This window comes from Frankia sp. AiPa1 (assembly GCF_023243075.1).
Lineage (GTDB): Bacteria > Actinomycetota > Actinomycetes > Frankiales > Frankiaceae > Frankia.
Genome location: NZ_JALKFZ020000141.1, coordinates 155,096 through 169,571, shown reverse-complemented (window position 1 = coordinate 169,571; position 14,476 = coordinate 155,096). Strand labels below are relative to the sequence as shown.

The 14,476-nt window shown below is 73.4% G+C and carries 12 protein-coding genes and 1 pseudogene; 9 read left to right on the top strand and 4 right to left on the bottom strand.

Annotated elements, in window-relative coordinates; genetic code table 11:
* Positions 1–1,006: VIT1/CCC1 transporter family protein (locus MXD95_RS15775; RefSeq protein ID WP_250641380.1), on the bottom strand; the 1,006-nt coding region annotated here is incomplete at its 3' end.
* A 316-nt stretch (positions 1,007–1,322) separates the two neighbouring features.
* Here MXD95_RS15775 and MXD95_RS15770 point away from each other — a divergent pair.
* From MXD95_RS15770 to MXD95_RS29315, 3 genes are read left to right on the top strand one after another with little or no spacing between them, the layout of a single operon-like run.
* Entirely contained in the window at positions 1,323–1,994 is a 672-nt protein-coding gene (locus tag MXD95_RS15770; RefSeq protein ID WP_250641379.1) for a TetR/AcrR family transcriptional regulator, read from the top strand.
* Positions 1,991–2,881: a hemerythrin domain-containing protein gene (locus MXD95_RS15765; RefSeq protein WP_250641378.1), complete on the top strand. Its 891-nt coding sequence runs from the start codon at positions 1,991–1,993 to the stop codon at positions 2,879–2,881. The genes MXD95_RS15770 and MXD95_RS15765 overlap by 4 nt, the downstream gene beginning before the upstream one ends.
* On the top strand, positions 2,881–3,231 hold the full coding sequence (locus tag MXD95_RS29315; RefSeq protein ID WP_374122038.1) for an SRPBCC family protein: 351 nt from the start codon (positions 2,881–2,883) through the stop codon (positions 3,229–3,231). Before MXD95_RS15765 ends, MXD95_RS29315 begins: the two co-directional genes overlap by 1 nt.
* Here MXD95_RS29315 and MXD95_RS15760 read toward each other — a convergent pair.
* Positions 3,128–4,495 carry a globin domain-containing protein gene (locus MXD95_RS15760; RefSeq protein ID WP_250641377.1) on the bottom strand — a complete coding sequence of 456 codons (1,368 nt, stop codon included), beginning with the start codon at positions 4,493–4,495 and terminating at the stop codon, positions 3,128–3,130. The two genes, MXD95_RS29315 and MXD95_RS15760, sit on opposite strands and share 104 nt — an antisense overlap.
* A gap of 416 nt (positions 4,496–4,911) precedes the next feature.
* Between MXD95_RS15760 and MXD95_RS15755 the strand changes: the two genes are divergently transcribed.
* On the top strand, positions 4,912–6,528 hold the full coding sequence (locus tag MXD95_RS15755) for a hypothetical protein (RefSeq protein WP_250641376.1): 1,617 nt from the start codon (positions 4,912–4,914) through the stop codon (positions 6,526–6,528).
* A 359-nt stretch (positions 6,529–6,887) separates the two neighbouring features.
* Here MXD95_RS15755 and MXD95_RS15750 read toward each other — a convergent pair whose 3' ends face one another.
* Both MXD95_RS15750 and MXD95_RS15745 read right to left on the bottom strand, forming a co-directional pair.
* The gene (locus MXD95_RS15750) at positions 6,888–7,331 is read right to left on the bottom strand and encodes a carboxymuconolactone decarboxylase family protein (RefSeq protein WP_250641375.1); all 444 of its coding nucleotides are present in this window, start codon (positions 7,329–7,331) and stop codon (positions 6,888–6,890) included.
* Positions 7,332–7,532: 201 nt separating this feature from the next.
* A complete protein-coding gene (locus MXD95_RS15745; RefSeq protein WP_250641374.1) occupies positions 7,533–9,770 on the bottom strand; it encodes a bis-aminopropyl spermidine synthase family protein in 2,238 nt (745 codons plus the stop codon).
* 70 nt (positions 9,771–9,840) lie between these two features.
* Here MXD95_RS15745 and hisD point away from each other — a divergent pair, with 70 nt between their 5' ends.
* The 5 genes and pseudogenes from hisD to priA form a co-directional block, all read left to right on the top strand.
* Positions 9,841–11,154, top strand: a complete 1,314-nt coding sequence (gene hisD / locus MXD95_RS15740; RefSeq protein WP_250641373.1) for a histidinol dehydrogenase — start codon at positions 9,841–9,843, stop codon at positions 11,152–11,154.
* A 26-nt stretch (positions 11,155–11,180) separates the two neighbouring features.
* Positions 11,181–12,389, top strand: a complete 1,209-nt coding sequence (locus MXD95_RS15735; RefSeq protein WP_250641388.1) for a histidinol-phosphate transaminase — start codon at positions 11,181–11,183, stop codon at positions 12,387–12,389.
* A gap of 66 nt (positions 12,390–12,455) precedes the next feature.
* Positions 12,456–13,043 (top strand): imidazoleglycerol-phosphate dehydratase HisB, encoded by a 588-nt coding sequence (gene hisB, locus MXD95_RS15730; RefSeq protein WP_250641372.1) that lies wholly within the window; start codon positions 12,456–12,458, stop codon positions 13,041–13,043.
* Positions 13,044–13,048: 5 nt separating this feature from the next.
* A complete protein-coding gene (hisH, locus tag MXD95_RS15725; protein ID WP_250641387.1) occupies positions 13,049–13,648 on the top strand; it encodes an imidazole glycerol phosphate synthase subunit HisH in 600 nt (199 codons plus the stop codon).
* 29 nt (positions 13,649–13,677) lie between these two features.
* A pseudogene (priA, locus tag MXD95_RS15720) lies at positions 13,678–14,409 on the top strand (bifunctional 1-(5-phosphoribosyl)-5-((5-phosphoribosylamino)methylideneamino)imidazole-4-carboxamide isomerase/phosphoribosylanthranilate isomerase PriA); the annotation flags it as partial.
* Between the last annotated feature and the right edge of the window lie 67 nt (positions 14,410–14,476).

Genomic DNA, 14,476 nt, shown 5'->3' with positions numbered 1-14,476 from the left:
CGGGGGGTGGGGTTTTTTTGTGGGGGGGGGGGGGGGGGGGGGGGGCGCGCGGGGGGGGGGGGGGGCGCCCGGCGGGGGGGGGGGGGGGGGGGGGGGGGGGGGGGGGGGGGGGGGGCCCCCCCCCCCCCCCCGCGGCCGCGAGGCCCAGCACGGTGACCGCGACGATCAGGACCAGCCGGGCCGATCCCGACGGCGCGGCCATGCCGAGGAACGGCACCAGTGCGCCGACGGCGAAGCTGCTCGCCGACGCGGCCGAGGCCTGCCACGGGCGGGCCCGGTTCTGCTCGTTGTGGCCGAGCTCGTCGCGTAGATGCGCACCCAGCGCGTCCCGCTCTGTCAGCGCAGCGGCCACCTGCCGCGCGAGTGTTGGGTTCAGGCCGCGCCGTTCGTAGATTCCGGCGAGCTCGTCGAGCTCGGCCGCCGGGCTGTCGGTCAGCTCCGCGCGCTCCACGACCCGGTCGGCCCGTTCCACGTCGGCCTGGGCGCTCACTGACACGTACTCGCCCGCCGCCATCGACAGCGCCCCCGCGGTCAACCCGGCCAGACCCGCGGTGAGGATCGCGCTGCCCGACGCGCCGCTCGCGGCGACACCGACGACCAGGCTCGACGTTGATACCAGCCCGTCGTTCGCGCCGAGCACGGCGGCCCGCAGCCAGCCGGCGCGCCCCGCGCCGTGCCGCTCCCGGTGCCGTGTTCTGAGCCCAGCCGCTGCCACGTCGGCGATTACAGCACGATATGACTGCCGCGATCGCCCGGATCCTCGCCCAGCGCCGCGGCGCGGGACGAGCTCGCGGGCGACCGGGTGGGCGTCCAACCGGCGCAGGTACTCCTCGACCAGCGCGTTCTTGCTGGGGAAGTGCTGGTAGAAGGTTCGCTTTGAGACCTCGGCGACCTCGGTGAGCCGCTCCATGCCGGTGGCGTTGATGCCCTCGATGTAGAACAGCCGATCTGCCGCCCGCAGGATGCGCTCCCGCGCCCCGTGGCCCCCACGCCGCTGGCCGGGCACGGGGAGCGGGTAGCCGCACAGCCCCGCGCGAGTGTGACCTCCACCGCGCGCGTCTCCGCTGTGTGCATCTCCGCCGCTGTGTGCATCTCCGCCACGGGCATTCCCTCGCGGGCGCCTGAACTGCCCGCGCTGTCGCGACCCGCGCCTGCACCGGGCGCGCGCCGGGGACGAGAGCGGGCACGGGCGAGAGAGCGAGTCCACGAGGTTGTCGATGCCGATCAGGTCGCTGGGCTGTCGGTGGAACGACAGGGGTGTCGCGTGGCCGATTGGCCAAACTGGACCTTATTGAACACAGGTGTGTTCTAGAGTGATGGGCATGCCCGATGCCACCCCTACTTCCGCACGCACCTCGCGGGGATCGCCCTCGACCCGGCCGTACCGGTCCGCGCGGCGGGCCGAGCAGGCGGCGCAGACCCGGGCGGCCGTGATCGCCGCCGCTCGGGAGGTGTTTGCCGAGCGTGGTTGGGCGGGTGCCGGTGTCCGGGAGATCGCCGCGGCGGCGGGTGTCTCGGTCGAGACGGTCTACGGCGCGGTCGGCCGTAAGCCGGCGCTGTTCGCGGCGGCGTTCGACGGTGCCCTCGTCGGTGATGACGAGCCGGTGCCGCTCGTCGAACGGCCCGAGTTCCGGGCGGTGGGGGAGGGGGAGACGCTCGCTGAGCGGGCGGCTGCCGCGGCTGGGTTGATCACCAGCATCAACGGGCGGATCGCGCGGCTCTACCTCGCGCTGCGCGAGGGCGCGGCGAGCGAGCCTGACCTCGCCGAACGTCTCGCCACCGACGAGGCCAACCGGCGTGTCGACGACGAGCGCGGCCTCGCGCTGGTGCTGCGAAGGGCGCCCACCCGCGAGCAGATCGATCAGCTGTGGGCCCTGTCCAGCGTGGAGATGTACGACGCGCTGGTCCTGCGCGCGGGCTGGGCGCCAGGCACGTATCAGGCATGGCTCGAAAAGATGATCATCGGATTGGATGGGCAGGAGCAGATCAGATGAAGACCGCCATGGACGGCCCCGCCGACACCCGCATCATGGGCATCGTGCACTGGGCGCTGCGCCGCGACCTCACCCGCGCCCGCGAGGCACTGACCACCATCCCCTATCCCGACGGCGCCCGCCGGGCCGCGCTCGCCGCCCACATCGACTGGATGGTCGAGTTCCTGCACCGCCATCACGCCGGCGAGGACGACGGCCTGTACCCGCTCGTCCGCGCGGCCGTGGACCCGGACGACGTGCCGCTCATCGACGCGATGGGAGCTGACCACGAGGCCATCCACCCGGCGATGGAGGCATGCGCCGACGCGGCCCCGAGGTGGTCTCGGGCGCGCGGCGCCGAGGAGGTCGAGATCACCCGGCTCGGACTCGTCGCCGCGCTCGACGGCCTGGTCACTGTGCTGTTCCCGCACCTGGATCGAGAGGAGTCCGGGGCGATGCCTCTGGTCGCGGCGACACTGACCCACCGGCAGTGGCGAGACTGGGACCAGCGCTACAACATCCGCACCAAGTCTCTGCCGCAGCTCGCCGAGGAGGGCAACTGGCTGCTCGACGGCATCGACGAGGCGGGACGAGACGTCGTCCTGCACCAGGTCCCGCTGATTCCGCGATTGATCGTGCTCTACGGTTTCGGTCCGCGCTACCGGCGCCATGCCGCCGCTCGCTGGGGTGCCGTCTCCCGCCTGGATGCCGGTGCTAATGGGGATGCTGGAGCCGAGGGTTCGACCGCCGCTGGACAGACCGTCGAGGCTGGACAGACCGTCGAGGCTGGACAGACCGTCGAGGCTGGACAGACCGTCGAGGCTGGACAGACCCTCGAGGCTGGACAGACCCTCGAGGCTGGACAGACCCTCGAGGACAGGGGCGAGGCTGCCGGAGCGGTGCGGTGATGAGCCGGCTCCCGCGGCGGTGCGAGGTCGAGGTGACGGTGGCGGCGCGGCCCGAGGCGGTGTGGGCGGTGCTCGCGAACGTCACCCCGACAGGGGAATGGAGCCACGAGTGCCACGGTGCCCGGTGGCTCGACGGCCCGGACCGCGCCGCGCCGGGAGTCCGCTTCCGCGGCCGCCGGGGACGGCTTCCCCGCTGGAGATCCCGCGCTGCGGGACCGCGTCCTGGCAGGTTGACCGCGCAATTCGTCAGGTTGGGTTGCCGGCCCAGGGGTCGGGGCCGAAGATCTCGTGGCGGATGTGGTCGGCTGGAATGCCGCGGCGTAGCAGGCCGGCGCGGACGTCGCGCATGAACGGCAGCGGGCCGCACAGGTAGACGCGGGCACGGTCGGGCAGGGGGAGCGCGTTGACGTCGATCTGTACGGGGCTGTGCGGTTCGTAGCGGGTGTGCAGCTGGAAGTCTCGGAGCAGGGCTCCGATCTCCAGCATCTCGGCGCGCAGGGGGTGGTGGTCGCGGGAGCGGTCGGCGTGCGCGGCCACGACCGTGCGCTCGGGGCGCAGGCGGGCGGTGTGGCCGAGCATGGCGATCATCGGGGTGATGCCGATGCCGGCGCTGATCAGTACCAGCGGGTCGGTGCCGGGGGTGAGGGTCGTGGATCCGGCCGGCGGGCTGACGTCCAGCACGTCTCCGACCTTGACCTGCTCGTGCAGGTGGGAGCTGACGAGTCCCTCGGGGGCGGAGCCGACGGCCGGCAGTCGGCGCACGGTGATTCGCAGGCTGCCCGCGCCCGGTGCCCGCGACAGGCTGTACGGGCGTGCCTGGCGACCGCCGTCCGGCAGATCCACGGCGACCGTCACGTACTGCCCGGGCAGGAATGCGGGCAGTGGGTCGGGGCCGGTCGGCACGAGATCGAAGGAGGTGACCTCGGAGGTCGCGATCGTGCGGGCGGTGACCCGCCACGGGCGCCACGGGCGGGCGGGACAGGTGCCCATCCGCTGGTAGGCCCGTGCCTCCTCGGCGATGAGCGCCGTGGCGAACAGCCAGTACGCCTCGTCCCACGCATCGTGCACCTCGGGCGTGACCGCATCCCCGAGCACCTCGGCGACGGCCGCCAGCAGATGCCGTCCCACCAGCGGGTATTGCTCCGGCGCGACGCCCAGGGCGGCGTGCCGATGGGCGATCCGACGCACCACCGTGTCGATGGGCTGGCGGGCACCCGGCCCTGGGCCTGCCCCGGTCCCGGGCCCGGTCCCGGCCTCGCGACCGGGCCCACTTTCGGCTCCGATTCCGGAACTGCTGTCGGCCCCGATTCCGGTCCTGTTGCCGGGCCCGGGCCCGCCTTGGCCTTCGGTGGTGGTGCCGGCTTCCGCCTCGTGTTCGGTTCGGGCATCGGGCTCGTCGAGGAGGTGGCCGGTGAAGCGGACGAGTGAGGCGGCCAAGGCCCGCGGCTGGGTACCTGTGGCCTGGCCGCTGCGGGAGAAAATCGGCGCGAGCGACGGATCGGCCGTCAGCAGCCGCCGGTAGAACACGGTGGCGATTTCTTCCGCGTGCGCGGCGACGACGCCCGCGGTTGCCCGCAGGACCGTGGCGGATCGTTCCGTCGGAACGACGCTCATCCGGCACCAGCTCCGCTTCTACGCGTTGTAGTAGCAAACGTGTTTCACCGTAGTAACGCTGGCGAGTCACGTCTGCGTCTGCGCGTCATGCCCTCGTTCACAGCCACCTGGCCCCCCGCCGTGACCTGCGCGGGGAGCGGCCCTCACGGCGCGGCTCGCCCCGGGGCGCCCACCCGTCGGTGGAGGGACCGGGCCCAGAAGTGGGGGTGAGCTGAGATTGCCTGCGGCGCCTGGCAGTCGGTATGGGACTCTGCGTGCACATGGATCCACGATGTCGACAGGATCGCCTGCGTCGACAGAATCGGCCGCGTGGTGGGCCGGTTCGTGTCGCCGCCATGCTGATTCGTGGCCGGACCTCGGCGCGGGTGCCACGGTCTACGCCGCATCGCCGGCCAGACCGAGGGGAGCGGGGCCAGATGACAGGGCACAGCCGTCGCATGATCCTGGGCACTGGCGGCGCCACCCTCGCCGCCAGCATGGCCGCCATGGCCGGCTGCTCGAACACCACTGGCGGTGCCGGGTCGGCGAGGGCCGGGCGCGCCGCGGCGAGCGCCTCCGCGTCAGGGCTGGGAGCCGCAGATGCGGACGCGATCGGATCGGACGGCCTGGTCACCGCGGACACGCTGTGGTCCTGGGTCGAGCGGATGTGCTCGTTCGGACCGCGGCACACCGGTTCCCCGGCGCACCGTCGCCACATCGATGATCTGGACGCGCGGCTGCGGGCGCTGGGCCTTGAGGTGACCCGCCATCCGGTGCCGCTGGTGGGATGGCTCGCCCGCCGCTGGGCACTGCGCGTCACCGATCACCAGGGCACGACGAGCATCATCCCCGTCGCCGCCTACCGTCCGCTGTCCGGTGAGACGCCGGACAGCGGAGTCACCGGGCGGGTGGTGGACGTCGGCGCCGGCGGTGCGGCCGACTACCAGGGCAAGGCGGTCGCTGGCGCCGTGGTGCTCGCCGAGGGCACGATCGCCCGGCTTACCGCCAAGGTCCTCACCGACATGGCCGACGACCTCGAACCGTCCTCCGACCGGGCCGCCATCGACACCGAGGATTACACCCGGGTCTGGCTTGGCATCCCGGCGCAGCCGGACCTCGCGCTCGCGCGCGGCCATGGCGCCATCGCGATGATCGAGATCCTCGACCTGCCCGCGGCCCTGGCCGCCGGCCAGTACACCCCGCACCAGCAGGTCCCCGCCGGCCTGCCGACCCTGCACGTCGACCCAGAGCAGGGCGCCCGGTTGCGGGCGCTGCTCACCGCCGGCCCACTGACCGCCACCGTCGTCCTCGCCGCCGACCACGGCGACACCACCATCGACTATCTGCTCGCTCGCCTGCCCGCGACGCATCCGCCCGCGTCGGCGTCCAGTGCCTCGGCGTCCAGTGCCTCGGCGTCCGAAGCGGGGACGGCCGGGACCGGGAGCAAGGCGGTGCTTGTCGCGACGCACACTGATGGGCAGAACGCGGTCGAGGAGAACGGCGGCCCCGCCCTGCTGGCGATCGCCGAGCGGCTCGTCCGCCAGCCCGCCGCGCAGCGGCACCGCGACGTGCTGTTCCTGTTCAGCCCGGCGCACATGCGCGCCGACACATCGACGGTGAAGCCGGACGCCTGGCTACGCTCCCAGCCGGACCTGCTGGCGAGCATCGGATCGACGCTGGTCGCCGAGCATCTGGGTGCTATGGCCTGGGATGACGACGGCGGGAAGGCCCCCTACGGTCCGCGGGGGCGCAGCGAGCTGGCGATCGTCGCCGTCGGCAACAGCCCGCGGCTGCGCCAGCTCGCCATCGACGAGGTGCGGGCCAGCGGGATCACGCGGCTGGCGGTCATGCCTCCCTTCGAGAACGGTCTCTACGGCGAGGGCACCTTCGCCTACCGGCTCGGCCTGCCGACCGTCGCGTTCATCAGCGGACCGACGTATCTGCTGCAGGCCGGGGCAGGTGACCAGCGCGACAAGCTCGACCGGCAGCTGCTGCACCGGCACACCGCGCTGATCGCCCGCCTGCTCGACCGCATGCTGGCCACCCCCGCCTGAGACCTCCACCCGACTCGCCAGTTGATCAGCTCGCAGTGCGAGGAATTACGGCGTGTGACGGCACGGCGGGAGAGTATCGCGGGCAAGATCCAAACAGGTCCTTGTGGGGGTGTTCGTGTCCGATTTGCCCCCCACGGCGACCTGTTTAGCCGGATCTTGCGCCGCCGCCTGTGGCAGGGCGTAGCGGTCGCCGGTCGCCGGGCGCTGACGGACCCGGTTGCCGGTCGCCGGTCGCCGGCGGACTCGGTCGCCCGTCGCCCGTCGCCCGTCGACGGTCGCGGGCGGGCCGGGCGGGCCGGGCGGCGGTCGGCGGTGCGGGATGGGATCGGGCCGCCGGCCGCGCCGACTGGTGCCTGGGATCAGACGTCGAGGGGCGGCTGGTTGCGGACCGGGATGGAGAGACGGTTCCAGGCGTTGATCGTCACGATGGCGAAGATCAGGTCCGCGGTCTCCTTCTCCGTCCAGTGCTTGGTCACCGTTGCCCAGGTGTCGTCGCTGACACCGTCCGGGCCGAGCCTGGTCACCTCGTCGGTGAGCGCCAGCGCTGCCCGCTCCCGCTCGTCGAAGAACGGCGCGTCGTGCCAGGCGGCGACCGCGAACAATCGGCGCGAGGACTCGCCGGCGGCCAGCGCGTCCCGGCTGTGCATGTCCACGCAGAACGCGCAGCCGTTGAGCACCGAGGCCCGCAGCTTCACCAACTCCAGCACGGTCTTGTCCACATGCCGCCGGACGTAGCCTTCCAGTCCCAGTAGCGCCTTGTACCCGTCGGGTGCCACCTCGGCGATGTTCATCCGCTGCGTCATCGTCAGCCTCCCTGTACCGATCTGCTCCCTGGACGGCCGAGTCCGTCTGACCCGGCCGCGGAGGTCCGGGCTGCGGCGGCCGTGTCCCGGCCACCCGGCGAGTCGCCCTCCGTGGAGACCCTCCATCGAGAGAGACGGCACAGCCAGCCGGCGTGTGACACGCCTGGCTGAAGGGGCGTTCCGGTGCTGGTCGGCGGATGGCTACGACCTCGCGCCGGGGAGGCGTTCGACGCTCGCCGCCGCGGCGGCGAGGACGGTCGCGACGGTGTGCCGGGGCAGATCGATCAACCGGGCGGCGAGCGGATCCAGGTCAGTTCGGACGGCAGCTCCGGTAGCTCGGGCGGCCCCAGCGGCGGTGCCGCCGACGGCGGTGCCGCCGACGGCGGTGCTGCCAGCGACGGTGGCGCCGAGCGCTGTGTGGACGGCGGCCAGGGCGGCCCGTTGGGGCAGCGGCTCGCCGTTCAGGTCGCGGGCCGCCCGGATCAGGCCGTCGCGCCAGACGTTGCCGAGCCGACCGTGCGCACGGTCCAGCAGCCAGCGGGCCAGGCGGGCGGGTGGGGCGAGCGTCGACGGGTCGACCGCCGCGACGGCGAGCAGCCGGGTCCGCCCAGCGTCCGGCGGCGTCTCGTCGAGCCCGGGTGTGCGCACCCATTTCGCCCGCACCAGACCGAACGGATGATCGTCGTGACCGGGATCGCCGCGCGTGGACAGGTCGGGATGGTCGGCGTCCACCAGCAGGCCGAGCCGGTCGGCGTTCACGGCCAGCAGGACGCGCAGCAGCCATGGGCCGGGATCGTCGGCCAGATCGGCGACGACGCTGCGGCTGGCCCGACCGACTCCGGCCGCACCGGCCGCGGTCTGACTGTTCCCGCCGAATCCGCTGGTCTCGCCGGATCCGCTGGCGCTGCTGGCTGTGGGTCCGCCGGGCGCACCGGGCCCGCCAACCCTCGATGTGGCCGCGGTGGCGCCACTGGTCGCCGACGGCGGCAGGCCGCGGTCGAGGACGGTGGGAAGACGGGTGTGCGTCGCGGCGTCCAGCAGCGGGCGATCGCCGATGAACACGCCCCGCCCGGGTGCCGCCGCGAGGAAGCGCCGCGCCGCGGCGACAACCGGGGCGGCGAGCTCGGCGGCCTCGCTTTCCTCTGCGTGCCGTCCCCGGGTGTAGATCGAGCGGAGCTGGCCGGACGCGCCGCCGGCGTCCCGGTCGGCCGGGCGATCCGGGCGGTCCAGGCGCTCGAGGCGTTTCCAGGTGGCGGCGGTGGGCTGGCAGACGTACATGTCGGCGCGGGCACCGATCGCCTCCGCGCCCTCGTAGACATGGAAGTCCGGCAAGATCGCCTCGAAGGCGAACCCCTGGTCCAGCAGCGCCCTCTGCACTCGGGCGCCGAGGGCGGGCGCGCGCTCGCTGTAGCCGTAGGCGATGAGGACACGGCCGCGTTCCCGGTCGGCGAGGCCCTGCGCGCCCCGCGCGGCGAACAGGGACATGCCGGCCGGCGTGTAGGGCGGGTCGGTGAAGACCAGATCGGCCTGCCCGGCCAGCGACGGTGGCAGGCCGAGGCGCAGGTCCGCGTACAGGCAGTGCAGGGGGAGCGCGTGCGCGCGTGCGGTCTGGTCCAGGAAGGCGAGCAGATTCTCGTCGATGTCCACGACCGTGACGGTGGGGAATTCCGCCCCGCCGGCGCCCCGCGGGGTGGCGTTGAGGTCGCGATGGCCGCCGTGGGCGGCGAGCAGCAGCAGGGCCAGGGAGGTCAGGTCGTGGTCGCCGACGCACAGCAGGCGGGCCTCGCGCAGGTCATAGTGCGTCCAGAGCCAGACCGCCCGGCGCACCGCGGTCGCGGCGGTGGCGGGCACATGATCCAGGTCCGCGCGGGGACGCGGGGCGGCTGCGATGAGGCTGTGCATCTGGGTGACCAGCGCGCCGTGCCGTTGGATCTCGGCGGCCAACGGATCGATCATCGTGGCCGCGTGCAGCTCCTCGTATCCGATCATGGATCGATAGTGGTCGATCGTCTCGGCGCGCAGCACCTGCCGGCCGTCGGCGACGGTGCGCAGGTCCTCGCCGAGCGCGTGCAGGATCGCCTCCACCGAACGGCGTGGCAGGCCCGTGTCCTGCACCAGCTGGCGCAGGGTACGGGGTCGTTCGCTCAGCGCGGCCACCACGCGTCGCGGCGCCCGCGCGTGCACCCGATAGCCGTGCAGCAACGTCGCCAGCGACTCGCCCGACGGGGACGTCACCGCCGCGGAGCGACCGGTACCGGCCTGCCCGGTACCGGATCGATCGGCTACAGGCTCCTCGGCGCCGGCCGGCTCGGTGCGGGACTGCTTGTCGCCGAGCCGCTGCGGGCCAGGCTGCTCGGTGTTGAGGGGCGCGCCGATGGGCACCAGGGTGCCGGGGGACGGCGGATCGGACGATGCGGCGGGCGAACGGGCGTCGGTCACCGGCCCAGCGTGACACTTCGGGCCGACAACTGATTTCACCGGCCACGCGTGCGGCGGCTACCCTCGGAGGGTGCTCAGAAGGCTGGATCTGCGTGGCTCGACCCCCACCGGGGCGCAGGTGCGGCGTCTGCTGCCCCGCGCCGCCCTCGACGTGGACGTGGCCGTCGCGGCCGTGCGCCCGGTGTGCGACGACGTCCGCGACCGCGGCGACGCGGCGGTGCTCGACGCCGCAGAGCGGTTCGACGGCGTCCGTCCTGCCCATCTGCGGGTGCCCGCGGCCGAGATCGCGGCGGCGGGCGAGCGGCTCGACCCAGACGTGGGCGACGCGCTGGCCGAGGCGATCCGTCGCGCCCGGCTGGTGCACCGCGCCCAGCTGCGCGAGGCAGTGACCATCGAGGTCGCCCCGGGGCTCACGGTGACCGAGCGCTGGGTGCCGGTGGAGCGGGTCGGGCTGTATGTGCCCGGCGGTCGGGTCGCCTACCCGAGCAGCGTCGTCATGAACGTCGTGCCCGCCCAGGAGGCCGGGGTCACCTCGCTCGCGGTGTTCTCCCCCCCGCGCAAGGACAGCGTTGGTCGCGACGGCGAGGCTGGCCTGCCGCATCCGGTCGTCCTCGGCGCCTGCGCGCTGCTCGGCGTCGACGAGGTGTACGCGGCCGGCGGCGCCCAGGCGGTGGCGATGGCCGCGTACGGCACGCAGTCCTGCCCGCCGGTCGACGTCGTCACCGGGCCCGGCAACGTCTACGTGACGGCGGCCAAACGCCTGGTGCGCGGGGTCGTCGGGGTCGACGCGGAGGCCGGGCCGACCGAGGTCGCGATTCTCGCCGACGACACGGCCGACCCCGCCCACGTCGCCGCCGACCTCGTCGCCCAGGCCGAGCACGACCCGATGGCCGCCTGCCTGCTCGTCACCACCTCGGTCGAGCTCGCCGACGCCGTCGACGTCGAACTCGGCAAGCAGATGCCCGCCACCCGCCACCGTGCCGGCGTCGAGCAGGCCCTCACCGGCCAGGGTGCCGTCGCGATCGTCACCGACGTGGACGCGGGCCTCGCGGTCGTCAATGGCTGGGCCGCGGAGCATCTCGAGATCCAGACCGCGGACGCCGCAGCCGTCGCCGCTCGCGTCCGCCACGCCGGCGCCGTGTTCGTCGGGCCGTACGCGCCGGTACCTCTCGGCGACTACCTTGCCGGCTCCAACCACGTCCTGCCCACCGGCGCCACCGCCCGCCACTCGGGGGGGCTGGCCGTCGCCTCCTTCCAGCGGCAGGTGCACGTCGTCGAGAGCACCCGGGATGCGTTGCACGCCGTGTCCGGCCGGCTCCGCGCGCTCGCCGGGGCCGAGGACCTCACCGCACACCGCGACGCCGTGGAGGTTCGATTCCGATGACCCCGCCGCTGACGACCGGGCCGACGATGACCGGTCAGCCCTCGGCTGGTACCGACGCTGGCCCGGCCGGGGACGACCGCCCCTGGCGGCCCCTGAACCTCGACGGACTGCCACTGCGGGACAGCCTGCGCGGGATGTCCCCGTACGGCGCCCCGCAGCTCGACGTTCCGGTGCGGCTCAACACCAATGAGAACCCGCACCCGCCGTCCATCGGCCTCGTCGACGCGCTCGGCAAGGCCGCCACCCTCGCCGCCACCGAGGCCAACCGCTACCCGGACCGCGACGCCGAGGCGATGCGCGCGGACCTCGCCTACTACCTGACGCCCGACGCCGGCTTCGGCGTCCACGCGGCGCAGGTGTGGGCGGCCAACGGCTCCAACGAGATCCTCCAGCAGCTGTGCCAGGCGTTCGGCGGGCCGGGGCGGGTCGCCGTCGGTTTCGAGCCGTCGTACTCGATGCACCGGCTGATCGCGCTGGCCACGGCCACCGAGTGGGTCGCCGAGCAGCGCGCGGCCGACTTCTCCCTGTCGGCCGAGGCGGTCGTCGACGCGATCGAACGGCACCGGCCGGCGCTGGTGTTCCTCTGCTCGCCGAACAACCCGACCGGCACCGCATTGCCGCCCGAAATCGTGGTTGCCGCCTGCGAGGCGATGGCCGCGGCCGGCTCCGGGATCGTCGTCGTCGACGAGGCGTACGCCGAGTTCCGCCGCGCCGGGGTGCCGAGCGCGCTGACGCTGCTGCCGGCCAACCCGCGCCTCGTCGTCACCCGGACGATGAGCAAGGCGTTCGCGCTCGCCGGGGCGCGGGTCGGCTACCTCGCCGCGCACCCGGCGGTCGTCGACGCGCTGCAGCTCGTCCGGCTGCCGTATCACCTGTCGAGCTTCACCCAGGCCGTCGCCCGTACCGCCCTCGCCCACGCCGATGAGCTGCTCGGCACGGTCGAGGCGGTCAAGGCCCAGCGGGACCGGATCGTGCGGGAACTGCCCGGTCTCGGCCTGAGCCTTGCTCCCAGCGACGCGAACTTCGTGTATTTCGGCCGATTTGCTGACGAAAAGGCCGTCTGGCGCCGCCTGTTGAACGAGGGTGTGCTGGTGCGCGACGTCGGTCCCGACGGCTGGCTGCGGGTCACCGCGGGCCTGCCCGGTGAGATCGACGCCTTCCTCGCCGCGCTCGGCAAGGTCCTCGCCGGCGCCGAGACCGACGAGGCCGGCGTCCTCACCCTCGCCACCCGCTGACTGACCGGCCGCCGGATCGACCGCGTCGACCGAGCTCATCCATGAAAGGCATCGAGGACCCATCCGATGGCACGCACCGCGCGCATCGCCCGCAAGACGCTGGAGTCCGACGTCCTCGTCGAGCTTGATCTCGACGGTACCGGCGTGGCGACCGTCGACACCGGCGTGCCGTTCTACGACCACATGCTCTCCCAGCTCGGCAAGCACGGCGGGTTCGACCTGAACGTCCGCACCCGCGGTGACCTGCACATCGACGCCCACCACACGGTCGAGGACACCTCGATCGCGTTCGGGACGGCGCTGCGCGAGGCCCTCGGCGACAAGGTCGGCATCCGCCGCTTCGGCGACGCCACCGTTCCCCTCGACGAGGCACTCGCCCAGGCCGCTGTGGACCTGTCCGGCCGCCCATACTGCGTGCACGTCGAACCGGAGCTGGTCGGCCTGATCGGCACCTACGACACGACGCTCACTCGACACATCTTCGAGTCGATCACTGCCTCGGCCCGGATCGCCCTGCACGTGCGGGTGCTCTCCGGCCGCAACGCCCACCACGTTGTCGAGGCCCAGTTCAAGGCCGTCGCCCGCGCCATGCGCGACGCCGTCGCTCTGGACTCCCGGGTCGCCGGCGTCCCGTCCACCAAGGGTGTGCTGTGAGCCGGGTGGTCGTGCTCGACTACGGGTCGGGGAACCTGCGCTCCGCCGAGCGGGCGTTGGCGCGGGTCGGGGCGGACGTGACCGTCACCGATGACCTGGCCGCCGCGCGGTCGGCTGACGGGCTGGTCGTGCCCGGAGTTGGGGCGTATGCGGCCTGCATGGCCGGGATCGAGGCGCTCGGCGCGGGTGCGGTCGTGCGGGAGCGGGTCATCGCCGGGCGGCCGGTGCTCGGGATCTGTGTGGGGATGCAGGTGCTGTACGAGCTTGGTGACGAGCATGGGGTGCGTACCGAGGGCATCGGCGTGCTGCCCGGGGAGGTCCGCCGGCTGGCCGCCCCGATCCTGCCGCACATGGGCTGGAACACGGTCCGCCCGCCGGCCGGCTCGGTGCTGTTCGCCGGCCTGGACGCCGACACGCGGTTCTACTTCGTCCACTCGTACGCGGCGAAGGCCGACCCGTCCGCCGGCGACACCGTCGGCGAGCACGGCGAACCATTCGCCGCCGCCGTCGAGCGCGGCGCCCTGACCGCCACCCAGTTCCACCCGGAGAAGTCCGGCGACGCCGGCGCCCACCTCCTCGCCAACTGGCTGCGAACCCTCGCCTGACCATGCTTTGTACCCCGTAGGGTGGCGGTATGGCTCTGACACTGCTGCCCGCCGTCGATGTGGCCGACGGTCTCGCCGTGCGTCTCGTCCAGGGCGAGGCCGGCTCCGAGACCTCCTATGGTGACCCGCTGGAGGCGGCGCTCACCTGGCAGCGGGACGGGGCCGAGTGGATCCATCTCGTTGACCTGGACGCCGCGTTCGGCCGGGGCTCCAATCGGGATCTGATCGCCAAGGTCGTGCGGTCCGTGGACGTCGCCGTGGAACTCTCCGGCGGCATCCGGGACGACGACTCGCTCGACGCGGCGCTCGCGACGGGTGCGGCGCGGGTGAACATCGGCACGGCGGCGCTGGAGAACCCCGACTGGGTGCGACGCGCCATCGGCCGGGTCGGCGACCGGATCGCCGTCGGACTGGACGTGCGCGGCACGACGCTTTCCGCCCGCGGGTGGACACGCGACGGCGGCGAGCTCTTCGAGGTGCTCGCCCGCCTCGACGCCGACGGTTGCGCCCGCTACGTCGTCACCGATGTCCGCCGGGACGGGACGCTCACCGGGCCGAACGTCGACCTGCTGCGCTCGGTAACCGCGGCGACCGAGCGTCCCGTGGTGGCCAGCGGCGGCGTCTCGGCGCTCGAGGACCTCACCGCGATCGCCGCGGTACCCGGGGTCGAGGGCGCGATCATCGGCAAGGCCCTCTACGCGGGCGCCTTCACCCTGCCGCAGGCCCTCGCCCTCACCGCCGCCCGGGCGGCGGGCAGCCCCGGCGGCGCATTCTCGGGCGACGCATCAACGGGCGGCGCGACGGGCGGCGCATTCTCGGCCGGTGGCC